15 protein-coding genes, 3 rRNA genes and 1 pseudogene are annotated in these 25,493 nt (G+C 64.4%); 8 read left to right on the forward strand and 11 right to left on the reverse strand.

Annotated features, from left to right (window positions below; genetic code table 11):
* Nucleotides 1-57 precede the first annotated feature (57 nt).
* Nucleotides 58-2,745, reverse strand: a complete 2,688-nt coding sequence (gene glgP / locus G6N50_RS12615; protein WP_083094297.1) for an alpha-glucan family phosphorylase — start codon at nucleotides 2,743-2,745, stop codon at nucleotides 58-60.
* A 222-nt stretch (nucleotides 2,746-2,967) separates the two neighbouring features.
* Between glgP and G6N50_RS12620 the strand changes: the two genes are divergently transcribed.
* Both G6N50_RS12620 and glgB read left to right on the forward strand, forming a co-directional pair.
* Nucleotides 2,968-5,061, forward strand: coding sequence for an alpha-1,4-glucan--maltose-1-phosphate maltosyltransferase (locus G6N50_RS12620; protein ID WP_211282996.1), 2,094 nt, complete (start codon nucleotides 2,968-2,970; stop codon nucleotides 5,059-5,061).
* A 23-nt stretch (nucleotides 5,062-5,084) separates the two neighbouring features.
* Nucleotides 5,085-7,280, forward strand: a complete 2,196-nt coding sequence (gene glgB, locus G6N50_RS12625; RefSeq protein WP_083094299.1) for a 1,4-alpha-glucan branching protein GlgB — start codon at nucleotides 5,085-5,087, stop codon at nucleotides 7,278-7,280.
* A 7-nt stretch (nucleotides 7,281-7,287) separates the two neighbouring features.
* On the opposite strand, the gene G6N50_RS12630 is transcribed toward glgB, so the two are convergent.
* Both G6N50_RS12630 and G6N50_RS12635 read right to left on the reverse strand, forming a co-directional pair.
* Nucleotides 7,288-8,199, reverse strand: coding sequence for a thioredoxin family protein (locus tag G6N50_RS12630; protein ID WP_083094300.1), 912 nt, complete (start codon nucleotides 8,197-8,199; stop codon nucleotides 7,288-7,290).
* 178 nt (nucleotides 8,200-8,377) lie between these two features.
* Complete coding sequence (locus tag G6N50_RS12635) at nucleotides 8,378-9,559, reverse strand: acetyl-CoA C-acetyltransferase (protein ID WP_083094301.1); 1,182 nt, start codon at nucleotides 9,557-9,559, stop codon at nucleotides 8,378-8,380.
* Between the two features lie 88 nt (nucleotides 9,560-9,647).
* On the opposite strand from G6N50_RS12635, the gene mce reads away from it, so the two are divergent.
* Complete coding sequence (mce, locus tag G6N50_RS12640) at nucleotides 9,648-10,115, forward strand: methylmalonyl-CoA epimerase (protein ID WP_083094302.1); 468 nt, start codon at nucleotides 9,648-9,650, stop codon at nucleotides 10,113-10,115.
* A gap of 10 nt (nucleotides 10,116-10,125) precedes the next feature.
* Here the strand turns inward: mce and G6N50_RS12645 are convergent, their stop codons facing one another.
* Together G6N50_RS12645 and nucS are read right to left on the reverse strand one after the other, a co-directional pair.
* A complete protein-coding gene (locus G6N50_RS12645) occupies nucleotides 10,126-10,434 on the reverse strand; it encodes a hypothetical protein (RefSeq protein ID WP_083094303.1) in 309 nt (102 codons plus the stop codon).
* Nucleotides 10,435-10,457: 23 nt separating this feature from the next.
* Nucleotides 10,458-11,129: an endonuclease NucS gene (gene nucS / locus G6N50_RS12650; RefSeq protein ID WP_083094304.1), complete on the reverse strand. Its 672-nt coding sequence runs from the start codon at nucleotides 11,127-11,129 to the stop codon at nucleotides 10,458-10,460.
* A gap of 45 nt (nucleotides 11,130-11,174) precedes the next feature.
* On the opposite strand from nucS, the gene G6N50_RS12655 reads away from it, so the two are divergent.
* Both G6N50_RS12655 and G6N50_RS12660 read left to right on the forward strand, forming a co-directional pair.
* The gene (locus G6N50_RS12655; RefSeq protein ID WP_083094305.1) at nucleotides 11,175-12,800 is read left to right on the forward strand and encodes an adenylate/guanylate cyclase domain-containing protein; all 1,626 of its coding nucleotides are present in this window, start codon (nucleotides 11,175-11,177) and stop codon (nucleotides 12,798-12,800) included.
* A gap of 59 nt (nucleotides 12,801-12,859) precedes the next feature.
* Entirely contained in the window at nucleotides 12,860-13,234 is a 375-nt protein-coding gene (locus tag G6N50_RS12660; RefSeq protein WP_083094306.1) for a hypothetical protein, read from the forward strand.
* Between the two features lie 26 nt (nucleotides 13,235-13,260).
* Here G6N50_RS12660 and G6N50_RS12665 read toward each other — a convergent pair whose 3' ends face one another.
* Nucleotides 13,261-14,499, reverse strand: a complete 1,239-nt coding sequence (locus G6N50_RS12665) for an MFS transporter (protein WP_083094307.1) — start codon at nucleotides 14,497-14,499, stop codon at nucleotides 13,261-13,263.
* A gap of 89 nt (nucleotides 14,500-14,588) precedes the next feature.
* Between G6N50_RS12665 and G6N50_RS12670 the strand changes: the two are divergent.
* Nucleotides 14,589-15,336, forward strand: a pseudogene (locus tag G6N50_RS12670) (LysR family transcriptional regulator).
* A gap of 4 nt (nucleotides 15,337-15,340) precedes the next feature.
* On the opposite strand, the gene G6N50_RS12675 reads toward G6N50_RS12670, so the two are convergent.
* A complete protein-coding gene (locus G6N50_RS12675; RefSeq protein ID WP_083094356.1) occupies nucleotides 15,341-16,414 on the reverse strand; it encodes a GGDEF domain-containing protein in 1,074 nt (357 codons plus the stop codon).
* 222 nt (nucleotides 16,415-16,636) lie between these two features.
* Between G6N50_RS12675 and G6N50_RS12680 the strand changes: the two genes are divergently transcribed.
* Both G6N50_RS12680 and G6N50_RS12685 read left to right on the forward strand, forming a co-directional pair.
* Nucleotides 16,637-18,124: a DNA-3-methyladenine glycosylase 2 family protein gene (locus G6N50_RS12680; RefSeq protein WP_083094308.1), complete on the forward strand. Its 1,488-nt coding sequence runs from the start codon at nucleotides 16,637-16,639 to the stop codon at nucleotides 18,122-18,124.
* A 49-nt stretch (nucleotides 18,125-18,173) separates the two neighbouring features.
* Nucleotides 18,174-18,671, forward strand: a complete 498-nt coding sequence (locus G6N50_RS12685; protein ID WP_083094357.1) for a methylated-DNA--[protein]-cysteine S-methyltransferase — start codon at nucleotides 18,174-18,176, stop codon at nucleotides 18,669-18,671.
* Between the two features lie 59 nt (nucleotides 18,672-18,730).
* Here G6N50_RS12685 and rrf read toward each other — a convergent pair.
* The 4 genes from rrf to murA form a co-directional block, all read right to left on the reverse strand.
* Nucleotides 18,731-18,843: ribosomal RNA gene (gene rrf / locus G6N50_RS12690) — 5S ribosomal RNA — on the reverse strand.
* Between the two features lie 81 nt (nucleotides 18,844-18,924).
* Nucleotides 18,925-22,034 (reverse strand): 23S ribosomal RNA (locus tag G6N50_RS12695).
* Between the two features lie 283 nt (nucleotides 22,035-22,317).
* Nucleotides 22,318-23,846: ribosomal RNA gene (locus G6N50_RS12700) — 16S ribosomal RNA — on the reverse strand.
* Together the 16S, 23S and 5S rRNA genes form the textbook arrangement of a ribosomal RNA operon.
* A gap of 372 nt (nucleotides 23,847-24,218) precedes the next feature.
* Nucleotides 24,219-25,472, reverse strand: a complete 1,254-nt coding sequence (gene murA, locus G6N50_RS12705; protein WP_067837831.1) for a UDP-N-acetylglucosamine 1-carboxyvinyltransferase — start codon at nucleotides 25,470-25,472, stop codon at nucleotides 24,219-24,221.
* Between the last annotated feature and the right edge of the window lie 21 nt (nucleotides 25,473-25,493).

The raw sequence follows: 25,493 nt of genomic DNA on the forward strand, positions 1-25,493 counted from the left end.
GTCTCCGACGGCCGAAACTTATTGAACGAGAGCCGGATTCGCTCGCTTCCGGTCTGACTAGCGGGCCAGCGTGACCAGACCGAGCTCGTTGCTGGCCGCCAGCATCGGATTGTGCGGCAGTACGCGCACGGTGTAGCCGACCGATCCCGCCAGCGGCAGCGGCGTTGTCGTCGAGAAGACCTGGTTGCCGCCCTCGGCGGTGCCGGTGTAGGACATCTCGACCGTGATCGGCTCCAGCAGCGCGTCGCTGGCGTCGACCCGGCCCACCAGCGCCTGCACCGTGACCTCGTCGGGCGCCAGCCCGGCCAGCTGGACGGTGGCTGTCAGGGTCAGCTTGGAGCCGAGCACCGGACTGTCCGGCAGGCCGGTGCTGTCGACGTCAGTGATGACGATCTTCGGCCAGGCCTCCTCGGCGCGCCGGCGGTAGGCGGCCAGCTCACGGGCCGCGCCGAACTCGGCACCGCCCGCCGTGCCGTCGGCGGGCGCGATCGTCTTGCGCAGCGACTGCGCCGCGGGCGTGTAGTACTGCTCGACGTAGTCGCGCACCATGCGGGACGCCAGCACTTTCGGCCCGAGCGTCTGCACCGTGTGGCGCACCATTTCGATCCAGCGCGGCGGGACGCCGTGTTCATCGCGTTCGTAGAACTTCGGCGCCACAGCTTCTTCCAGCAGCTTGTAGAGCCCGCTGGACTCCAGGTCGTCGCGCCGGTCCTCGTCGGCCAGACCGTCGGCAGACGGTATCTCCCAACCGTTTTCGCCGTCGTACCATTCGTCCCACCAGCCATCGCGGATGGACAGGTTCAGGCCGCCGTTGAGCGCACTCTTCATTCCCGACGTGCCACAAGCCTCCAACGGCCGCAGCGGGTTGTTCAGCCAGACATCGCAGCCCCAATACAGCCGCCGCGCCATGGACATGTCGTAATCGGGCAAAAATGCGATGCGGTGACGCACCTGCGGCCGGTCGGCGAAGCGCACCACCTGCTGAATCAACGCTTTCCCTCCGTCGTCGGCCGGGTGCGATTTCCCGGCGACGATCAGCTGAATGGGCCGTTCCTGATCGAGCAGCAGCCGTTCCAGCCGTTCCGGGTCACGCAGCATCAGCGTCAATCGCTTGTACGTCGGCACCCGTCGAGCGAACCCGATGGTCAACACCTCTGGGTCGAATGCCGTTCCTATCCAACCCAATTCGGCGTCAGAGGCACCTCGTTCCAGCCACGAGCGGCGCAGCCGGCGCCGGACGTCGTCGACCAGCAGCGATCTCAGCTGCGAGCGGATCCACCACAAGTGACCCGCATCGACCTGCTTGAGACGCAGCCAAACACCCGGATCGCTGAACGAATCCGACCCGACCAGCTCACGGCCCAGCTGCAGCCACTGCGGCGCCGCCCAGGTGCGCGCGTGAACTCCGTTGGTAATCGAGCCGATCGGCACCTCACTCGCGTCGAAGCCGGGCCACAGTTCGTTGAACATCGACCGACTCACCCGGCCGTGCAGCGACGACACACCGTTGGCGCGCTGGGCCAGCCGCAGACCCATGTGCGCCATGTTGAATTTGTCGGGGTCGTCCTCGGCGCCGAGCGCGAGGATGCGCGCCGTCGGCACCCCCGGCAGCAACACGGGCGCAGCGGTGGCGTCGGAGGTCGGGGCCTTGTCACCCGATTCCGCTGCCGCACCGGATTCCGCTGCCTTGCCCGATTCCGCTGCGTCGCCCGCGTGATCGTCGAAGTACAGCCGCACCATCTCGAGGGGAAAGCGGTCGATGCCGGCGGGCACCGGGGTGTGGGTGGTGAACACCGTGCTGGAGCGCACCACCGTCAGCGCGGTGTCGAAGTCCAGCCCCGCACCGGTCATCAGCTCGCGGATGCGTTCGGCGCCGAGAAAACCCGCGTGGCCCTCGTTCATGTGGAACACCTCGGGTGCGGGCAGCCCGTGAATGCCGGTGAAGGCGCGGATCGCGCGCACCCCGCCGATGCCGGCAAGGATCTCCTGCCTCATCCGGTGTTCCTGATCGCCCCCGTACAGGCGGTCGGTCACGCTGCGCAGTTCGTGTTCGTTCTCGGGGACGTCGGAATCCAGCAGCAACAGCGGAACCCGGCCCACCTGGGCGACCCAGATCCGAGCGTGCAGCTGCGCGGAGTCCGGCAGCATCAGCTCGACCAGGGCGGGCTCGCCGGTCGCGTCGGTGAGCAACCGCAACGGCAGGCCCTGCGGGTCCAGCGACGGGTAGGTCTCGTTCTGCCAGCCGTCGGCGGTCAACGACTGCCGGAAATATCCGGAGCGGTAGTACAGCCCCACCGCGACCAGCGGCACGCCCAGATCGGAGGCGGACTTCAGGTGGTCACCGGCAAGGATTCCCAAGCCACCGGAGTAGTTGGGCAGCACTTCGGCGATGCCGAACTCCATCGAGAAGTAGGCGATGGCGGCCGGCATCTCGGCGCCTTGTTGCTGCTGTTGCTGGTACCACAGCGGGCGGCTCAGGTAGTCGTTCAAATCCGCCGTCAGCTCGTCCAGCCGGCCCAGGAAGGTCTCGTCGAGCGCCAACTCGTCGAGCCGCGCCGGGTTGACCGCACCCAGCAACGCGACCGGGTCGCTGCCGCACCGCTCCCACAGGTCGCGGTCGATGGTCGCGAAAAGCTCCTGGGTGGGTAGGTCCCACGACCATCGCAGGTTGGTCGACAGCTGGTCCAGCGCGGTCAGACGCTCCGGAAGGTGAGCACGGACGGTAAACCGGCGGAGGGCTTTCACGCGTTACTACCTTACTGAGGTTCCCGCCCCGCGCACGGCGGGAAGGACCGCTTTTCCCCGCCCGTGTGTGACCGAAGACTAGGGTGGGTATCGGGTAGTTATCGGGGTCGCAACGATGCTTCCCCGCACAGAAAGTTCCCCACGACAGGAAGTTTCCCGACGAGCGGCATTCCGCACGGAGCACACCGCGGGTTGGCTGCACACAATCGGAACGGAGTGGTGGTGCCCGGTCGTGTCGAAATCGATGACGTCCAACCGGTCGTTTCCTGTGGCGCTTATCCCGCGAAAGCCGTGGTCGGCGAGGTCGTGCCGGTCAGCGCCGCGGTATGGCGAGAGGGCCATGAGGCCGTGGCGGCGACCTTGGTCGTGCGCTACCTCGGGCCCGGCTATCCACAGGTAACGGAGACCCGACGCGTCAAGGCGGTGCAGGCCCCGGCGAAGCCGGTGACCGAACGCGACGGCAAAGTCGACCAGCAACGGATCAAGCCGCTGCTGCTGCCGATGACGATGGGTCTGGAGCCCTACGTCTTTCACGGTCAGTTCACCCCCGATCAGGTCGGGTTGTGGACCTTCCGGGTCGACGGGTGGGGCGACCCGATTCACTCGTGGCGGCACGGGCTGGTCGCCAAACTGGACGCCGGTCAGGGCGAGACCGAACTGTCGAACGACCTGCTGGTCGGTGCCGGTTTGTTCGAGCGCGCAGCGACGGGCGTGCCGCGGGCGCTGCGCGAACCGCTGCTGTCGGCCGCGGCCGCGCTGCGCAAGTCCGGAGACCCGGTGACCCGATCCGCGCTGGCGCTGGGGCCGGAGGTCGAGGCAATTCTGGCGGACTATCCGCTCCGCGATCTCGTCACCCGGGGCGAGCAGTACGGCGTCTGGGTGGACCGGCCGCTGGCCCGGTTCGGCTCCTGGTATGAGATGTTTCCCCGCTCGACCGGCGGGTGGGACGCCGAGGGCAACCCCGTGCACGGCACCTTCGCCACGGCGGCCGCCCAGCTTCCACGTATCGCGGCAATGGGATTCGACGTCGTCTACCTGCCGCCGATCCACCCGATCGGCAAGGTACATCGCAAGGGGCGCAACAACTCCCCGACCGCCGCCCCCGGAGATGTGGGTTCCCCCTGGGCAATCGGCAGCGACGAGGGCGGGCACGACGCCGTCCACCCGGATCTGGGCACCATCGACGACTTCGACGCCTTCGTCGCCGCTACCCGCGAGCAGGGCATGGAGGTGGCGCTGGACCTGGCGCTGCAGTGCGCACCGGATCATCCCTGGGCACGCGAGCACCGCAACTGGTTCACCGAATTGCCGGACGGCACCATCGCTTACGCGGAAAACCCGCCAAAGAAATACCAGGACATCTATCCGATCAATTTCGACAACGACCCGGCGGGCCTCTACGACGAGGTGCTGCGTGTGGTCCGGCACTGGATGGACCACGGCGTCAAGTTCTTTCGCGTCGACAACCCGCACACCAAACCGCCGGATTTCTGGGCCTGGCTGATCGCTCAGGTGAAAGCCATCGACCCCGATGTCCTGTTTTTGTCCGAGGCGTTCACACCGCCCGCACGGCAGTACGGCCTGGCCAAGCTGGGGTTCACGCAGTCGTACAGCTACTTCACCTGGCGCACGGCGAAGTGGGAGCTGACGGAGTTCGGCAACGACATCGCCAAGCTCGCCGACTTCCGCCGGCCAAATCTGTTCGTGAACACCCCCGACATCTTGCACGCCATCCTGCAGCACAACGGTCCCGGAATGTTTGCCATCCGCGCGGTGCTGGCGGCGACGATGGGGCCGGCGTGGGGCGTGTATTCAGGCTACGAACTGTTCGAGCACCGTGCGGTGCGGGAGGGCAGCGAGGAATACCTGGACTCCGAGAAGTACGAGTTGCGGCCCCGTGACTTCGCGGGCGCGCTCGCCGAAGGACGCTCGCTCGAGCCATTCATCGCGCAGCTCAACGCAATTCGCCGCCTGCACCCCGCACTGGAGCAGCTGCGTACGATCCATTTCCACAGCGTGGACAACGATGCGCTGATCGCCTACTCCAAGGTCGACCCGGCGACCGGCGACTGCGTGTTGGTGGTGGTCACGCTCAACGCGTTCGGCGCCGAGGAAGCGACGCTGTTTTTGGATATGGCCGCATTGGGTATGGAGACCTATGAGCGTTTCTGGGTGCGCGACGAGATCACCGGCCAGGAATTCCAATGGGGGCAGGCCAATTACGTTCGCCTCGACCCCGGGCAGGCGGTCGCGCACATCATCAACATGCCACTCATACCGTACGACTCACGAATGACACTGCTACACAGGCAATGAAACGGACCGGAGGTGAAAGGGACATGAGCCAAACCGACCAACTCGCTCGGACACACCTGGCTCCCGATCCGGCCGAGCTGTCGCGCCTGATCGCTGGCACGCACCACAACCCGCACAGCATTCTGGGCGCCCACGAATACGGGGATCACACCGTCATTCGGGCCTACCGGCCGCACGCGGCCGAAGTGGTCGCGCTGGTCGGCGACGACCGGTTTCCGATGCAGCACATCGAATCCGGCCTTTTCGCCGCGGTGTTGCCCTTCGTGAACCTGATCGATTATCGCCTGCAGATCACCTACGAAGGCGCCGAACCGTACGTCATCGCCGACGCATACCGCTTCTTGCCGACGCTGGGCGAGGTCGACCTCCACCTGTTCGGGGAAGGGCGCCACGAGCGGCTCTGGGAAGTCCTTGGCGCACATCCTCGCTCGTTCACCACGGCCGACGGCGTCGTGCACGGCGTGTCCTTTGCGGTGTGGGCGCCCAACGCCAAGGGCATCAACCTGATCGGCGAATTCAACGGCTGGACCGGAAGTGAAGCTCCGATGCGGGTCCTGGGCTCATCGGGCGTCTGGGAGTTGTTCTGGCCCGGCTTCCCCGTCCACGGGCTCTACAAGTTCCGCGTACACGGCGCCGACGACGTCGTGACCGAGCGGGCCGATCCCATGGCGTTCGCCACCGAGGTGCCGCCACACACCGCCTCCCGGGTCACGCACAGCGAGTACACCTGGGAAGACGCCGACTGGATGACCGAGCGCGCCCAGCGCAACCCGGTGTTCGAGCCGATGAGCACCTACGAGGTTCACCTGGGCTCATGGCGCCCCGGACTCAACTACCGCCAATTGGCCCGCGAACTCACCGATTACGTGGTGGAACACGGATTCACCCACGTCGAGCTGCTACCGGTCGCCGAGCACCCCTTCGCCGGATCGTGGGGCTACCAGGTGACCTCGTACTACGCGCCGACGTCCCGATTCGGCACACCGGACGAGTTCCGGGCCCTGGTCGACGCCTTGCACCAGGCCGGCATCGGCGTGCTGGTGGACTGGGTGCCGGCGCACTTCCCGAAGGATGCATGGGCGCTGGGCCGATTCGACGGCACGCCGCTCTACGAGCACTCCGACCCGATGCGGGGCGAGCAACTCGATTGGGGCACCTACGTATTCGACTTCGGTCGTCGGGAGGTCCGCAACTTTCTGGTGGCCAACGCGCTGTTCTGGCTCGAAGAGTTCCACATCGACGGCCTACGGGTGGACGCCGTGGCTTCGATGCTCTACCTGGATTACTCGCGCCCCGAGGGCGGCTGGACCCCCAACATCTACGGCGGCCGGGAGAACCTGGAGGCCGTGCAGTTCCTGCAGGAGATGAACGCCACGGTGCACAAGACCGCCCCGGGCATCGTCACCATCGCCGAGGAGTCGACCTCGTGGCCCGGGGTAACGCGGCCGACAAGCCTTGGCGGCCTGGGCTTTTCGATGAAGTGGAACATGGGCTGGATGCACGACACGCTCGACTACATCAGCCGTGATCCGATTTACCGCAGCTTCCACCACCATGAGATGACGTTCTCGATGCTGTACGCGTTCAGCGAGAACTACGTCCTGCCGATCAGCCACGACGAGGTGGTCCACGGCAAGGGAACGCTGTGGGGCCGGATGCCGGGCAACAATCACGTCAAGGCGGCGGGGCTGCGCAGCCTGCTCGCTTACCAGTGGGCGCACCCGGGCAAGCAATTGCTGTTCATGGGACAGGAATTCGGGCAGCGCGCCGAGTGGTCCGAAGAGCGCGGTCTGGATTGGTGGCAGCTCGACGAGCAGGGGTTCTCCAACGGGGTGCTGCGCCTGGTCCGCGACATCAACGACATCTACCGCAGCCACCCCGCGCTGTGGAGCCAGGACACCGTGCCCGACGGCTATTCCTGGATCGACGCCAACGATTCGGGCAACAACGTGTTGAGCTTCCTGCGCTACGGCAAGGACGGCTCGGTGATGGCGTGCGTGTTCAACTTCGCGGGTGCCGAACACGGCGGATACCGACTCGGACTGCCGTCGGCCGGTCGCTGGCGCGAGGTGCTCAACACCGATGCGACGGCGTACAACGGTTCGGGAATCGGCAATATGGGCGGCGTCGATGCCACCGAAGAGCCGTGGCACGGCCGGCCGGCCTCGGCGATGCTGGTGCTACCGCCGACGTCGGCCCTGTGGCTGGAACCCGAGTAGAGCCGCTTCAGTACAGCGCGTTGGCGAGGTTGCGCCGTCCGGCGACCACCTCGGGATCGGCCGGGTCGAAGAGTTCGAACAGTTCGACCAGGCGAGTGCGCACCAGAGTCCGGTCGTCGCCGGATGTGCTGCGCACCAAGGCAATCAGGCGATCGAAGGCCGCACTGACGTCCTGATTGAGGATCTGCACGTCGGCCGCCGCGAGGGCGGCTTCGATGTCGCCGGGCGCGGCGTCGGCGACGTCGACGGCGTCCGGGCGTTGCGTGGTTGCGCGCGAGAGGAATTCGATTTGGCGAATCGCGCCCTTGGCCTCGGCGTGGGCCGGGTTGGCGTCCAGGATCGACTGGTACGACGCTTTGGCCGCCTCGAAATCGCCGTCCTCCAGCTGTTGGCGGGCGGCGGCCAGCTTGGGGTCGACTGCCTCAGGTCCCGCGGAGCCGGTTGCGCCCTTGAGCTTTCCGGCGGTCGCCGAGAGGATTTGGTCCAACCAGCCGCGCAACTGCTCGGTCGGCTGCATTCCCTGAAAACTCGATATCGGTTGACCGGCGGCCAACGCCACTACGGTCGGGACGGCGTCGACACCGAATATCTGTGCGACCCTGGGCGCGACATCGACGTTGACCGTCGTGAACGCCCACTTGCCATTGTCCTGGGCGGCCAGGCCGGCGAACGTATCGAGCAACTGGACGCACGCGTCACTGCGCGGTGACCACAGCAGCACAACGACGGGCACTTCCTCGGACCGCAGCAGAACCTCGGCCTCGAAATTGGCCTCGGTGACCGTGATGATTCCCGGGTCACCCTCGGCGGCCGACGGTGCGGATCCTCCGGCAGGGGCGGGCTGGGCCCGCTGCTTGAGACCGGAGAGATCGACCGCGCCCGCCAGGGCGGGGCCGATAGGGGGTCGCGGACGCGTCACGCCGTCAAGTTTGTCATGCGCGCGGGTCGCCCATCCACCCGGTGCCGGCGGCGCTCAGGCGGCTGCACAGGGGCGAAAAATCGCTCCAAAAGGCGGCGTGATGCCCCGATATGACGAAGATCACATCTGTCGTCGGTGCGGCGCGCCAGCAACCTCGGCGAAAGCCCGCAACCGCTGGCTATCCTGCGCGCAGAATCAGGGCGTCGCCCTGCCCGCCGGCGCCGCACAGCGCCGCGACCGCGTATCCGGAGCCGCGCCGCTTCAATTCCAGGGCGGCGTGCAGCGTGATCCGCGCCCCCGACATCCCAATGGGATGCCCGACGGCGATCGCGCCGCCGTTGACGTTGACGAGGTCGGGGTTCACGCCCAGTTCGCGGGTCGACGCCAGCGCCACCGCGGAAAACGCCTCGTTGATCTCGATGACATCGAGCTGGTCCACCGAGATACCCTCGCGGCCGAGGGCCTTCTTGATCGCGTTGGCCGGCTGCGATTGCAGGGTCGAATCGGGCCCCGCGACCACGCCGTGCGCACCGATCTCGGCCAGCCAGCTCAGCCCCAGCTCCTGGGCCTTGGCCTTGCTCATCACCACCACCGCGGCCGCGCCATCGGAGATCTGAGAGGCCGAACCGGCGGTGATGGTGCCATCCCGGCGAAATGCCGGCTTGAGGCCGGCCAGCGACTCGGCGGTGGTGTTGGCCCGGATCCCCTCGTCCTGGGTGAACTGCAGCGGATCGCCCTTGCGCTGCGGGATGTTGACCGGCACCACTTCGTCGGTGAAGACGCCGTCCTTCCAGGCCGCGGCCGCCTTCTGGTGGGACCGCGCAGCGAACTCGTCCTGCTCTTGCCGGGTGAACTTGTCGACGTCGTTGCGCTGTTCGGTGAGCGCGCCCATCGGCTGGTCGGTGAACACGTCGTGCAGGCCGTCGTAGGCCATGTGGTCCAGCACCGTCACGTCGCCGTACTTGTAGCCCGAGCGGCTGTCCATCAGCAGGTGCGGCGCCTTGGTCATGGACTCCTGGCCGCCAGCCACCACCACCTCGAACTCCCCGGCCCGAATGAGCTGGTCAGCCAACGCGATGGAGTCGATCCCGGACAGGCACATCTTGTTGATGGTGAGCGCCGGAACATCCCAGCCGATGCCGGCCGCGACGGCCGCCTGGCGTGCCGGCATCTGACCGGCCCCGGCCGTCAGCACCTGGCCCAGGATCACGTAGTCGACCGCAGAGGCCGGCACGTTGGCCTTTTCCAGCGCGCCGGCGATCGCAATGGCCCCCAGATCGCTGGCGGAAAAATCCTTCAGCGAACCCATCAGCTTGCCGATGGGTGTCCGTGCTCCAGCAACGATCACCGACGTCGTCATGACTCTCTCCTAAGGCCTACTGGCGCGCCCTCGATGGCCGTTTCGGCCTCCCCGAGAAGCGCAATCTTTGCCGCCAGGTTACCGTTATGTGATGACGACCGATCAAGTTGACGCCCGTCAGTTCCTGGCCACCTCCCTGGTGACCGCGATCGATCACGTCGGCATCGCAGTCGCCGACCTGGACGCCGCCATCACCTGGTACCACGACACCCTCGGCTTGATTCTGGTGCACGAGGAAGTCAACGAGGAGCAGGGAATCCGCGAAGCCATGCTGGCTGTGCGCGGCGCCCAGGAGGGCACCGCTCAGATCCAGTTGATGGCCCCGATCGACGAGTCATCGACCATCGCGAAGTTCCTCGACAAGCGCGGACCCGGCATCCAGCAGATGGCCGTTCGGGTGAGCGACCTCGACGCCTTCGTCGAGCAGCTCCAGGCGCAGGGCGTGCGGCTGGTCTACGACGCACCCCGTCGCGGCACGGCAAACTCCCGGATCAACTTCATCCACCCCAAGGATGGCGGCGGAGTTCTGATCGAGCTCGTCGAACCGGCCGCCTGAGACCGGGCATTCACCACCACTTCCTGGTTGGACCGCGGGTAGCGCGGTGCGCCCAGCATGGCGTGTGCCAATGCCGGCGGTCCTCGACCTGACCAGGGCCTGCACCGAAGGTCGAATCGATCGGCCACACCACCAGATGTGCTGAGCCGGAATGTATTTCGTGGTCACAACCGGGGCACCGGTAGGTCTTGACCGCGCGAGCGGCCGGGACGGCGCGGACTTCGTAGTCGTAACCGTCGGGCCCGGCCTCCACCCGGCGTAGCTCCCGAAGTGGCGCCCACGGCCGCTGCCGACGCGATGGGATCCGGCGCCGAGCCATGCGATCAGTCTAGTAGCGAATACTCAGAACAGCCGGTACTCGTCGCTGTCCATCCCGCGCATCTTGTCGTAATCCAGTGTCAGACAACGGATGCCGCGATCGGTGGCCAGCGTGCGGGCCTGGGGTTTGATCTGCTGAGCGGCGAACACCCCCTTCACCGGAGCGAGGACGGTGTCACGGTTGAGCAGCTCCAGGTACCGGGTGAGCTGCTCAACTCCGTCGATCTCGCCGCGTCGCTTGATCTCCACCGCCACCGAGCCACCGCGTTCGTCACGGCAGAGCAGGTCGACGGGTCCGATGGCGGTCATGTACTCGCGGCGCACCAGCGTGTATCCCTCACCGAGCAGTTGCACGTGCTCGGCGAGTAGGGCCTGCAAGTGCGCTTCGACTCCGTCTTTGACCAGTCCGGGATCGACGCCGAGCTCGTGGCTGGAGTCGTGCTCGATCTCCTCGACGGTGATGCGTAGTTGTTCGCCGGCCTTGTTCTCAACCACCCACACCGGCGCTCGGTCGCCGGGCTCCTCGATCAGCCAGCACGGCGGACTCATCCAGTTCAGCGGCTTGTAGGCGCGGTCGTCGGCGTGCACGCTGACCGACCCATCGGCTTTGAACAACAGCAACCGGCGCGCGGATGGCAGATGCGCGGTGAGCCTGCCGAAATAGTCAACGGTGCATTGGGCGATCACTAGACGCACCCGACTCACCTTAGAGCGTGGCCGACGAATTAGGCTGACGCCACCATGTCGGCCACCCACAGCTTGGCAAAACGCATCGGCCGGGTGCTCGAGACGGTCACCCGGCAGAGCGGCCGGTTACCGGAGACTCCGGCCTACGGCTCCCTGCTGCTCGGCCGGGTCTCCGAAAGCCAGCGACGTCGGCGCATCCGCATTCAGATCATCCTGACCGTGCTGGTGCTGGGGGCCAACCTGATCGGCATCGCCGTCGCGCTGCTCCTGGTGACGGTCGCCATTCCGCAGCCAAGCGTGTTCGACGCACCGTGGTGGATAACCTTCCTGGCATCACCGGGCTATACCGCGCTGGCACTGGCCGTGGGCACTTATTGGATCACCCGCAGGACCGTCGTATCGCTCCGCTGGGCCATCGAGGAGCGCACGCCCAACCAGGATGATGAGCGCAATACTTTCCTGGCCCCGTGGCGGATCGCCCGCTTCGATCTCATCCTTTGGGGGGTCGGGGCGGTGGTGCTGACGACGCTCTACGGCCTGGTCAACACGCTGTTCATCCCGCGCTTCCTCATCGCGGTGGGCATCTGCGGCATCTTGGTCGCCACCGGCAGTTATCTGCTCGCCGAGTTCGCGCTGCGCCCTGCGGCGGCTCAGGCGCTCGAAGCGGGGCCACCACCGCGGCGATTCGCCTCGGGCATCATGGGCCGGACCATGGTGGTCTGGTTCCTCGGGTCGGGCCTGCCCGTTCTCGGCATCGCCTCTCTGGCGGGCTTTCAGGCCCTGATGCGCAACCTGACCGAAACCCAGTTCGCGGTCGGCGTGTTCATCGTGTCGATAGCCACGATGACCTTCGGTTGCGTCCTGATGTGGATCCTGGCCTGGCTCACCGCGACACCGGTGCGCGTGGTCCGTGCGGCGCTGCGGCGTGTCGAGCGGGGTGACCTGCGGGGCGACCTCGTCGTGTTCGACGGCACCGAACTCGGTGAGCTACAACGCGGTTTCAACGCGATGGTGGACGGGCTACGCGAGCGCGAACGCGTTCGCGACCTTTTCGGCCGGCACGTCGGCCGCGATGTCGCCCTGGCCGCGGAACGCGAGCGGCCGAAGCTGGGCGGTGAAGAACGTCACGTTGCCGTCCTCTTCATCGACATCGTCGGCTCCACCCAGTTGGTCACCACTCGGCCACCCGCCGAGGTCGTTTCGGTGCTTAACCAATTTTTCGGCATCGTCGTCGAGGAAGTAGACCGCCACCGCGGGCTGGTCAATAAATTCGAGGGCGATGCGACGCTGGCCATCTTCGGGGCCCCGAATTACCTGGACAGTCCCGAAGACGAGGCGCTGGCCACCGCACGCTGCATTGCCGAGCGCCTGAACGACGAAATGCCGGATTGCCAGGCCGGCATTGGCGTGGCGGCGGGTCAAGTCGTCGCGGGCAACGTCGGCGCGAGGGAACGCTTCGAATACACCGTGATCGGTGAACCGGTCAACGCGGCAGCGCGGCTGTGCGAACTCGCCAAGTCGCACCCGAACCGGCTGCTCGCGACGGCCGACACCATCGAGGGGGCAGGTGAAAACGAACGGACACGTTGGTCTTTGGGTGACAGCGTGACCCTTCGCGGGCACGACCGTCCCACTCGGCTGGCGGCGCCCGCCGGGGCTGACGATCCGCCGCACGATTGATATCGGCGCGAAATGGGTAGAGGGACACAGGAAATGACCCCTCAGAGATTGGCTTTGACATGACCGGTAGTGGACTCACCCGCCGCGCTTCTGTCGCCGCGGGGATCGCTGCGGCGATCGCCCTGAGTTCGTTGACCGCGGGATGCGGCTCGAGCAACGACAACAAGAACCCCACCACCTCGACGGTCACCACCACCGTCACGACGCCGGCGAGTGTCACGACGACAGCACCGACGTCACCGGCTCCCGGCGGACCCGGCGGGGGTCCCGCCGCCGGACCGGGTGGCGCCACCACCGCCGGGCCTGGCGGTTCGGGCGCCGGTGCCGGTCCCGGCGGGGCCAGCGCGGGTGTGCCGGGCGCGGGCGCGTCCGCGGGACCAGGCGGCGCGGGTGCGTGCGCCGGCGGCGTGTGCGTCGGGACGCCTCCCGGCTGAGCTGCGAACCAGCGCACCCGGACGAATCAGGCGGCGGCGGCCATGGATCCGGAGAAGCGCCGATTGGTGCGGGACGCGTTCTCCCGCACCAATAGCGCGACGAGCAGCGAGCCGGCCGCGAGCAGTCCGCCTACGAAACACGCCGTCGCCGGCCAGCCGCCCACGCCGTAGATGAGGCCGCCCAGGGCGCCGGCCACCGATCCGCCCAGGTAGTAACTGAACAAGTACAGCGCGGACGCCTCGGCGCGGTCCTGGTGCGCGACCGCGCCCACCCAGCCACTTGCAACGGTGTGCGCGGCGAAGAATCCGCCGGTGAACACGCCGACACCGACGACGATCACGACCAGTACATGCGGGAGGGTGAGCAGCAGGCCGGTCACGATGATCGGCAATGCGGCGGCGAGCACCGGCCCGCGTCCCCGGCGGTCGGCAATCCGTCCCGCCACGACCGACGTCCAGGTGCCCACGAGATACAGGACGAACAGCAGGCCGACCACCGAGGAGGCCAGCCCGAAGGGACGGTCGGTCAGTCGGTATCCCAGATAGTTGTAGATCGTGACGAATCCCCCCATCAGCACGCAGCCCAAAGCAAACAGCTTGAGCAACAAGGGGGTTCGCACGTGCCCGGCCAGGCTGCGCACGATGTCCCGCACGCTGGCCACCTTGGGGCTGAAGAATTGCGACCGGGGCACCAGGCGGGCGAAGACAACCGTGCCGGCCAGTGTCGTCGCCGAGCACGCCAGCAGCGCGACCCGCCAATTGCTGACGTCGACCACCACGGACGGCACGATCCGCCCGACCAGCCCGCCCACCGTGGTCCCGGCAACGTAGCGGCCCATCGCCGCACCGAGCGAGGAGGCGTGCACCTCCTCAGCGAGAAATGCCATGGCGACCGCGGGTATGCCGGCGAGCGCGACGCCGTGCAGCGCGCGTCCCGCAAGCAGCACGCCGAGGGTGGGGCTGAACGGCAACAACAGCCCGATAATGCTGGAAGCTATCCCCGAGGCGAGCATCACGGTGATGCGCCCGTATCGCTCGGAAAGCACGCTCGCCGGAATGATCGACACTGCCAACATCCCGGTCGTTAACGAGACCGTCAATGCCGCGGTGGCGGGGGTGATCCGGTATGACGCCGACAATGCCGGAAGCAGGGCCTGCGTGCAGTACATCGCGGCGAAGCTGGCCAGGCCCGCGCCGTACAGCGCGGCGGTCATGCGCCGGTATCCCGGAATTCCCACCCGATGCGCGACGACGACCTGGGCCATAGCAATGATGCTCAGTGCCGAGGCGCCCAAAAGGAAAGGAATTATTTTGTAGTTTATGATTTATTAAGCACATAAGCAGAGGTGGCACCGTGGCTGACGGTGACTACGAGTGGTTCATCACACTCGCGGAGCTCCAACACGTCACGTCGGCGGCCGAGCAACTGCACGTCGCCCAGCCGACGCTGACCCGGATGCTGGCGCGCCTGGAACGGCAGATGGGAGTGTCGCTGTTCGACCGCCTCGGCAGGAGGCTCTCGCTCAACACCTACGGCCGGATCTTCTACGAGCACGCGCGGCGGGCCCAGCTCGAGCTTGATTCGGCCAGGCGCGCAATCGATGACCTGACGAACCCAGCGGTAAGCGAGATCCGGTTGGCGTTTCTGAGTTCGTTCGGGTCAACCGTGGTGCCGCGTCTGATCGCAAGATTCGGGAAGTCCTCCCCGCGAGTGACTTTCACTCTCGAGGAGGGGGCCGCTGAATTGATCGGCGATCGCGTCCAGTCCGGCGTCGTCGATATCGGGGTGGTGTCGCCACGGCCGCGCAAACGAAGTCTGGCCTGGCGCAGCCTCTTTCGCCAGCGGCTTGGAGGCGCCGAATCTCACGACGGTCGCGGGCCTGGTCGCCGCCGGGCTTGGCATCAGCCTGGTGCCCATCGACGGCAGCGAGTCCGCACCCGGAGTGCGTGTACTGCGACTGGCCGACGCCGACGCCTACCGCGATGTGGGCATGATCTGGGATTCCGGTCGACCGTTGTCCCGCTCGGCCCGGGACTTCATCGCGGCCGCCGCGGCCGTGGAGAACCCCGAGGCGAGACCCCAGACAACGGCGTGCGGGTAGTGGCTCAGACCGCGATCTGATGATGGCGCGTTTGGTTGCCCCCACACCGCTTGGCTTCGTACATCGCCTTATCGGCATGGGCAACCAATTGGTGAAACGCATGTTCGGCGTACTCCGAGATCACGCTGCCCAACGCCAGGGTGGCTATGCCGACGCTGGCGGTCACGGAGGCGTTCACCGCGGCCACGGCGTCACAGAGCTGCCGACCCCACCTCGGCAGCTGTTCTGTCGTCACGATGTCGGCGACCAGGAATTCCTCCCCGCCGACGCGACCGACGACGGCGGTGTCTCCGCACGCGGTGGTCAAGGTGCCCGCCACCGCGATCAGCGCCTCGTCGCCGGCGGCATGACCGCGGGTGTCGTTCAGCTCTTTGAAGCGGTCCAGATCCACCATCGCCACCGCCAGAAACATGTGATTGGCGCCCGCGAGCATCCGGCCGACGATGGCCCGGTCGCAGGCTCGCCGATTCAGCAGCCCGGTCAGCGGGTCGCGGTTGGCCCGTAAGAGGTCCAACCACAGTGCGCGCACCACGACCTGGATGGCCAGCGGGACGACAACGTTCAGTTCCAGGACCAGAAAGTAACCGGTGAAGGCCAGCACCGTCTGCCCGGTAGTGGCCAGGCGCACCGCTTCCCAGGCGCCGATTGTGCTGGCCAGCACGAAGTTCAGCACCATGAGCCTGGCTGTGTGGAAGAACGCGATGTAGCCGCCGGTGACGGATAGCGCCGAGCACGCCATCAGCCCGACAAGCGGCTGGGGTTGCCACAGGCAACCGCCGCCGATGGATACGGCGCCGGTCATGATGTAGAAGATGGACTGACGCCGAGTGGGCCACCCGCTCAACCACAGCGCCGCCATGCCCAGCCCCAGGACGGCGGCGATGACCGAAAGCGTCAGCGCCACACGCGGGTACAACGGGACGGGTCCCCACAACACGTTGACGGGCACCAACACCAATGAGGCCGCCACCACGGCTAGAACCCTGCGAGTGCTGGTGCTCAGCCCGTGGGCTTGCAAATAGCCTGTCAGCCAGTCGAAATGGTCGTCCTGTCCCCACCATGTCGCCAGCCACGTCATCGATTCGCCTTTCCCCAACTCGCTCACCCCGTCGAGTCACATCAACCAGAGTCAGTGAGCCGGATCACAGTAAATACCATCGGCCGCAGTAAAAGCTCGTTTGGACGAGAAACTCGCGGGAGATGGCGAGCCCCCGCACGCCGATTCCGGGGCCGTGGCACAACCCACGACGATGTCGCTTTTCCGCCAGTTTTGTCGGTGGTGGGGTGTAAGTCTGGAACCGTGCACGACGATTTCCAACGCTGCTACCGCGCCGTCCAGTCCAAGGACGCCCGGTTCGACGGTTGGTTCGTCACCGCGGTGCTGACCACCCGGATCTACTGCCGGCCCAGCTGCCCGGTGCGGCCACCGTTCGCCCGTAACGTGCGGTTCTACCCGACGGCGGCGGCCGCCCAGCGTGCGGGCTTCCGGGCGTGCAAGCGGTGCCGTCCCGACGCGTCGCCGGGGTCTCCGGAATGGAACGTGCGCGGTGACGTCGTGGCGCGAACGATGCGGCTCATCGCCGACGGGACGGTTGACCGCGAAGGTGTCGGCGGCCTGGCCGCACGTCTCGGTTACACCACCCGGCAACTGGAGCGGCTCTTGCAGACCGAGCTTGGGGCCGGCCCTCTCGCGCTGGCCCGCGCGCAACGGGCTCAGACCGCCAGGGTGTTGATCGAAACAACGGATCTGCCGTTCGGCGATGTCGCATTCGCCGCCGGCTTTTCCAGCATCCGTCAATTCAACGACACCGTGCGCTCGGTGTTCGAGAACACGCCGAGCGCGCTGCGCCGGCGCGCGGCGACGCCCTCCGCCGCGGCCCCCAATTCGCCTGGCACCGTGTGCCTTCGGCTCCCGGTGCGCACACCGTTCTCCTATGCGGGGGTCTTCGGTCATCTGGCGGCCGGCACGGTGCCCGGGTGCGAGGAAGTCCGCGCCGGCGCGTACCGGCGCAGTCTGCGCCTTCCGTTCGGCAACGCGATCGTCACCCTGGCCCCCGCTGCCGACCATGTCCGATGCATGCTCATGCTCGACGACTTCCGCGATCTGACAACGGCTATCGCGCGGTGCCGGCGGCTGCTGGACCTCGATGCCGACCCCGAAGCGGTCGACGAAGCGCTGAGCGGGGATGCGGAGTTCTGCGTCGTCGTAGCCAAGGCGCCCGGGCAGCGGATTCCCCGCACGGTCGACGAGGCCGAACTCGCGGTGCGCGCGGTACTCGGCCAACAGGTGTCGACCAAGGCAGCGAGCACACACGCCAGCCGCCTCGTCGCTGCCTACGGCCAGCCGATCAATGACCCCGAGGGAACTCTGACCCACACATTCCCGTCGGTCGAGCAGCTCGCGGAAATCGACCCCGTCCATCTGGCGGTGCCCAAGGCCCGGCAACGAACGCTCAGCGCCCTGATCGCCGGCCTCGCCGACGGTAGCGTCGTCCTGGGCACCGGATGCGACTGGGAAAGCGCCCGAACGCAATTACTCGCCCTGCCCGGGGTGGGCCCCTGGACCGCGGAGGTGATCGCAATGCGCGGCCTCGGAGATCCCGACGCGTTTCCCGCCAGCGATCTGGGACTGCGCCTGGCCGCCGAACAGCTGGGCCTGCCAACCGACGAGCGCTCCCTCGTCGCGCGCAGCGCACGCTGGCGACCCTGGCGCTCCTACGCCACCCAGTACCTCTGGACCACGCTCGAACATCCCGTAAACCATTGGCCGCCAAAGGAGGTCGCATGATTCGCGCCGGCGACGATGCAGAGCGAAGCGAATAGGAGGAGTGGCGCACATGATCGAGTACCGCACCATCGACAGCCCGATCGGGCTGCTGACCCTGGCCGGCCGAGGCTCGGTGCTGACACATCTGCGTATGGTCGACCAGACCTACGAACCGAGCCGCACCGGTTGGTCCCCGAACCCGCGGGCGTTCGGCGCGGCCGTCGAGCAACTGGCTGCGTATTTCGCCGGCGAGCGCACCGACTTCGACTTCGAATACGACCTGCTCGGCTCCGAATTCCAGCGCCGGGTATGGCGGACGTTGCTGACAATCCCATACGGAGAGACGCGGTCGTACGGACAGATCGCCGACCAGATCGGAGCTACCGGTTCCGCGCGCGCGGTGGGATTGGCCAACGGGCACAACCCGATCGCGATCGTCGTCCCGTGCCACCGGGTGATCGGCGCCAACGGCAGCCTCACCGGCTACGGTGGCGGCCTGGACCGGAAGCGAAGGCTTCTCGATCTGGAGCGCAGCCGCACGACGGCGAATTTGACGTTATTCGACTGAATAACGCATTTAATTGCGAATGCAAAAACACCCCCGTTGCCGGGGGTGTTTTTGTGTATGTTCGGCGGTGTCCTACTTTTCCACCCGTATGGGCAGTATCATCGGCGCTGACAGGCTTAGCTTCCGGGTTCGGAATGGGACCGGGCGTTTCCCTGTCGCTGTGGCCGCCGTAACTCTATTTAAATTTGTTTGGTGGGGGGTGTGGTGTTTCGCGGCATTACTGCCGTGAAATGGACTGTGGTTGCGATTGTGTGTTGGTAAGTTTTCGGCCGGTTAGTGCCAGTTCCCTGCACCCATTACTGGGCTTCCAGGTCTGGCCTATCGAACCCGTGGTCTGCGGGGGGCCTTATCCCTCTAAAAGGGTGAGAAACCTGATCTTGGAGAAGGTTTCCCGCTTAGATGCTTTCAGCGGTTATCCTGTCCGAACGTGGCTATCCAGCCGTGCCCCTGGTGGGACAACTGGTATACCAGAGGTTCGTCCGTCCCGGTCCTCTCGTACTAGGGACAGGTTTCCTCAAGTTTCTGACGCGCGCGGCGGATAGAGACCGAACTGTCTCACGACGTTCTAAACCCAGCTCGCGTGCCGCTTTAATGGGCGAACAGCCCAACCCTTGGGACCTGCTCCAGCCCCAGGATGCGACGAGCCGACATCGAGGTGCCAAACCATCCCGTCGATATGGACTCTTGGGGAAGATCAGCCTGTTATCCCCGGGGTACCTTTTATCCGTTGAGCGACACCCCTTCCACTCAGAGGTGCCGGATCACTAGTCCCGACTTTCGTCCCTGCTTGACTTGTAGGTCTCGCAGTCAAGCTCCCTTGTGCACTTACACTCAACACCTGATTGCCGTCCAGGTTGAGGGAACCTTTGGGCGCCTCCGTTACATTTTAGGAGGCAACCGCCCCAGTTAAACTACCCGCCAGGCACTGTCCGTGAACCCGATAAGGGTTCGACGTTAGGTGTCCAATACGATCAGAGTGGTATTTCAACAACGACTCCATACAAACTGGCGTCTGTATTTCACAGTCTCCCACCTATCCTACACAAACCGTACCGAACACCAATACCAAGTTGTAGTGAAGGTCCCGGGGTCTTTTCGTCCTGCCGCGCGTAACGAGCATCTTTACTCGTAGTGCAATTTCGCCGAGTCTATGGTTGAGACAGTTGGGAAGTCGTTACGCCATTCGTGCAGGTCGGAACTTACCCGACAAGGAATTTCGCTACCTTAGGATGGTTATAGTTACCACCGCCGTTTACTGGGGCTTAAATTCTCCGCTTCACCTTGCGGTTAACGGGTCCTCTTAACCTTCCAGCACCGGGCAGGCGTCAGTCCGTATACATCGTCTTGCGACTTCGCACGGACCTGTGTTTTTAGTAAACAGTCGCTACCCACTGGTTTCTGCGGCCGAATCCCGCTCCCACCGCAAGGGTGTTCACGGTATTCCGGCCCCCCTTCTCCCGAAGTTACGGGGGGATTTTGCCGAGTTCCTTAACCATAGTTATCTCGTACGCCTTGGTATTCTCTACCTGACCACCTGTGTTGGTTTGGGGTACGGGCCGTGTATGTGCTCGCTAGAGGCTTTTCTTGGCAGCAGAGGATCACCGAATTCGCCTCAATCGGCTATGCATCACCTCTCGGGATTAGTGAGCGACGGATTTGCCTATCGCTCTCCCTACGGGCTTGCCCCAGTATTACCACTGACTGGTACGGCTGCCTTCCTGCGTCACCCCATCGCTTGACTACTACCAGCGAAGGTCCCACGCAGCCCCGAAACTCCATGCCCCCGAAGGGGAATGGTCGATCCGGTTTTGGGTGGTTAGTACCGCTGATTCATCAGGGACGCCTATACACGGGTACGGGAATATCAACCCGTTGTCCATCGACTACGCCTGTCGGCCTCGCCTTAGGTCCCGACTCACCCTGGGCGGACTGGCCTGGCCCAGGAACCCTTGGTCTTACGGCGGGCAAGGTTCTCACTTGCCTTATCGCTACTCATGCCTGCATTCTCACTCCCCCACCCTCCACCACCGGTCACCCGGAGGCTTCGCTGAATGGGGGACGCTCCCCTACCCACATCCACCGTACGGTGAATGTGCCGCGGCTTCGGCGGTGTGCTTGAGCCCCGCTACATTATCGGCGCATAATCACTTGACCAGTGAGCTATTACGCACTCTTTCAAGGGTGGCTGCTTCTAAGCCAACCTCCTGGTTGTCTCTGCGACTACACATCCTTTTCCACTTAGCACACGCTTAGGGGCCTTAGCCGGCGATCTGGGCTGTTTCCCTTTCGACGTACGGAGCTTATCCCCCGCCGTCTCACTGCCACGCTTTACACCACGGCATTCGGAGTTTGGCTGACGTCAGTAACCTAGTAGGGCCCATCGGCCATCCAGTAGCTCTACCTCCGTGGTGAACCACGCAACGCTGCACCTAAATGCATTTCGGGGAGAACCAGCTATCACGGAGTTTGATTGGCCTTTCACCCCTACCCACAGCTCATCCCCTCAGTCTTCAACCTAAGTGGGTTCGGGCCTCCACGCGGTCTTACCCGCGCTTCACCCTGGCCATGGGTAGATCACTCCGCTTCGGGTCCAGAACACGCCACTACACCCCAAAGGGGATGCGCCCTATTCAGACTCGCTTTCGCTGCGGCTACCCCGCACGGGTTAACCTCGCGACGTGTCCCTGACTCGCAGGCTCATTCTTCAAAAGGCACGCCATCACCCCACGAGGAGGCTCTGACGGATTGTAGGCACACGGTTTCAGGTACTATTTCACTCCCCTCCCGGGGTACTTTTCACCATTCCCTCACGGTACTAATCCGCTATCGGTCATCGAGAAGTATTTAGGCTTACCGGGTGGTCCCGGCAGATTCACAGCAGATTCCACGGGCCCGCTGCTACTCGGGAACTGATACAAGGTAGGTATCGGGTTTTCGCGTACCGGGCTCTCACCGTCTACGGCAGGCCATCCCAGGCCATTTCTGCTAACCACGACACTTTCTGACTACCCCTCAGCCAGGTAGAGCTGAGACATATCACTCCCACAACACCGCGCACACAACCCCTACCCGGTTATACATGCGTGCGGTTTAGCCTGTTCCGCGTTCGCTCGCCACTACTGACGGAATCACAATTGTTTTCTTCTCCTACGGGTACTGAGATGTTTCACTTCCCCGCGTTACCTCCCGCACCCTATATATTCAGATGCGGGTAACACGACATCACTCGTGCTGGGTTTCCCCATTCGGAAATCCTCGGATCAATGCTCGGTTGACAGCTCCCCGAGGCATATCGCAGCCTCCCACGTCCTTCATCGGCTCTCGATGCCAAGGCATCCACCATGCGCCCTTAAACACTTACTTACACACAAAAACCAAAAAAGAAATTACACATTTCGATGAACTCGTCAGCCCCGAAGGACTACGCGTTCATCTAGATGCTCGCAACCACTATCCAATACTCAAACACCACACCCCACCACCAAGATGGGGGGACTCCACACGGTTCGACCGAGTGTTGTCTCAGGGCCCAATAGTGTGTCTGGCAATTATTTGCTGTTGTGCACCCGGTTTTCGTCCACTACAGACGAGAACCCCTCACGGCTCGCACACCACCAATTGGTGTGCTTTTCGTGGTGCTCCTTAGAAAGGAGGTGATCCAGCCGCACCTTCCGGTACGGCTACCTTGTTACGACTTCGTCCCAATCGCCGATCCCACCTTCGACAGCTCCCTCCCAAAGGGTTAGGCCACTGGCTTCGGGTGTTACCGACTTTCATGACGTGACGGGCGGTGTGTACAAGGCCCGGGAACGTATTCACCGCAGCGTTGCTGATCTGCGATTACTAGCGACTCCGACTTCATGGGGTCGAGTTGCAGACCCCAATCCGAACTGAGACCGGCTTTAAAAGGATTCGCTTAACCTTACGGCATCGCAGCCCTTTGTACCGGCCATTGTAGCATGTGTGAAGCCCTGGACATAAGGGGCATGATGACTTGACGTCATCCCCACCTTCCTCCGAGTTGACCCCGGCAGTCTCTCACGAGTCCCCGGCATTACCCGCTGGCAACATGAGACAAGGGTTGCGCTCGTTGCGGGACTTAACCCAACATCTCACGACACGAGCTGACGACAGCCATGCACCACCTGCACACAGGCCACAAGGGAACGCCTATCTCTAGACGCGTCCTGTGCATGTCAAACCCAGGTAAGGTTCTTCGCGTTGCATCGAATTAATCCACATGCTCCGCCGCTTGTGCGGGCCCCCGTCAATTCCTTTGAGTTTTAGCCTTGCGGCCGTACTCCCCAGGCGGGGTACTTAATGCGTTAGCTACGGCACGGATCCCAAGGAAGGAAACCCACACCTAGTACCCACCGTTTACGGCGTGGACTACCAGGGTATCTAATCCTGTTCGCTCCCCACGCTTTCGCTCCTCAGCGTCAGTTACTGCCCAGAGACCCGCCTTCGCCACCGGTGTTCCTCCTGATATCTGCGCATTCCACCGCTACACCAGGAATTCCAGTCTCCCCTGCAGTACTCTAGTCTGCCCGTATCGCCCGCACGCTCACAGTTAAGCCGTGAGATTTCACGAACAACGCGACAAACCACCTACGAGCTCTTTACGCCCAGTAATTCCGGACAACGCTCGCACCCTACGTATTACCGCGGCTGCTGGCACGTAGTTGGCCGGTGCTTCTTCTCCACCTACCGTCAACCCACAAAGTGAGCCTTCGTCGATGGTGAAAGAGGTTTACAACCCGAAGGCCGTCATCCCCCACGCGGCGTCGCTGCATCAGGCTTGCGCCCATTGTGCAATATTCCCCACTGCTGCCTCCCGTAGGAGTCTGGGCCGTATCTCAGTCCCAGTGTGGCCGGACACCCTCTCAGGCCGGCTACCCGTCGTCGCCTTGGTAGGCCATCACCCCACCAACAAGCTGATAGGCCGCGGGCCCATCCCACACCGCAAAAGCTTTCCACCACAAGGCATGCGCCAAGTGGTCCTATTCGGTATTAGACCCAGTTTCCCAGGCTTATCCCGAAGTGCAGGGCAGATTGCCCACGTGTTACTCACCCGTTCGCCACTCGAGTACCTCCGAAGAGGCCTTTCCGTTCGACTTGCATGTGTTAAGCACGCCGCCAGCGTTCGTCCTGAGCCAGGATCAAACTCTCCAAACAAAAACTCCTCGCAAAACGAGGTGAATTCAAATCAGAGAAAATCTGACCTAACAAAAAGACACCAAATAACTGGCATCAAAATACGGCCATACCGACACACGGGGAGTGTTTAAGTATGGCCAAAAAAACAACAACAAATAAAAAGACCAAACACACTATTGAGTTCTCAAACAACACTTGTTTCGCCCGTTTTGGGGCAACCCTGCCAGCTTAATACAGGTCCGGCAGGTAAGTCAACTCCCAGTTTTGATCTTCTAGAGACCGTCTCGGGAGCAGCCGTGCCAGGCTAGTACCAATCCAGCGAGGGAGTCAAGGGCCCCGCTCTCGTCCACCTTCGCGTTGGTGACCGCGCTTGTGGGGCACTGACTTTGGTTACTGTACCCGCTCGATCTCCGCTCCCAAAATCGTCAGGTTTTCCACGAACAACGGGTAGCCGCGATCGATGTGGAAGACGTCGTGGACCTCGGTGTCTCCGTCCGCGACAAGCCCGGCCAACACCAGGCCGGCGCCGGCCCGAATGTCCGAACACCACACCGGCGCACTCGACAATTGCGGCAGGCCCCGAACGACGGCGTGGTGCCCGTCGGTCCGGGCGTCGGCGCCCAGGCGAATCATTTCTTCGACAAATCGGAAGCGCGCCTCGAATACGTTCTCGGTGATCATCGATGTGCCGTCGGCGATCGAGGCCAGCGCGATCGCCATGGGCTGCAGGTCGGTGGGAAATCCGGGGTACGGCAGCGTCGCCACATTGACGGCCTTCGGCCGCTCGTACTGCGTCACCCGGAAACTGTCGTCGGTCTGGGTCACGGTGGCGCCGGCGTCGTGCAGCTTGTGCAGCACCACCTGCAGATGCCCCGGGTCGATCCCCGTCACCGTGATGTCTCCGCGGGTTATCGCAGCGGCGATCCCCCACGTGGCGGCGACGATGCGATCCCCGATCACGCGATGCTCGGTCGGGTGCAGCTTCGGAACACCGGTGATGGTCATCGTCGGCGAACCCGCGCCTTCGATCCGCGCACCCATCTGGTTCAACATCGTGCACAGATCCACGACGTCGGGCTCGCGCGCCGCGTTGTGAATGGTGGTGACGCCCTCGGCCACGACCGCGGCCATCAGGATGTTCTCGGTGGCCCCCACCGAGGGGAACTCCAACTGGATCTCCGCGCCGCGCAGCGTATCGGCCTGCGCCACCACGCATCCGTGCTCGATGTTGCATTGCGCACCCAGTTGGCGCAGGCCGGCCTGGTGCATGTCCAGGGGACGGGATCCGATCGCGTCACCGCCCGGCAGCGCGACGCGGGCGCGCTTGCACCGGCCGACCAGCGGTCCCAGCACGCACACCGACGCGCGGAACTGTCGCACCGCGGCGAAGTCGGCATCGTATTTGGGCTCATCCGGAGAGGTGATCCGTGCGACGTCGCCGTCCAGTTCGACCGTCGCGCCCAGGCCGCGCAGCACCTCCGCCATCAGCGGCACATCCAGGATGTCGGGGCAGTTGGTAATGGTGCTGGTGCCTTCGGCCAACAGCGTCGCGGCCATCAGCTTGAGCACGCTGTTTTTGGCGCCCCCTACTGCGACTTCGCCGGACAACCGGTTGCCGCCGGTCACCACGAATCGCTCAGCCACCCGCGTCAGTCTAGTGAAGCG

The organism is Mycobacterium mantenii (assembly GCF_010731775.1).
In the GTDB taxonomy this organism is placed as follows: domain Bacteria; phylum Actinomycetota; class Actinomycetes; order Mycobacteriales; family Mycobacteriaceae; genus Mycobacterium; species Mycobacterium mantenii.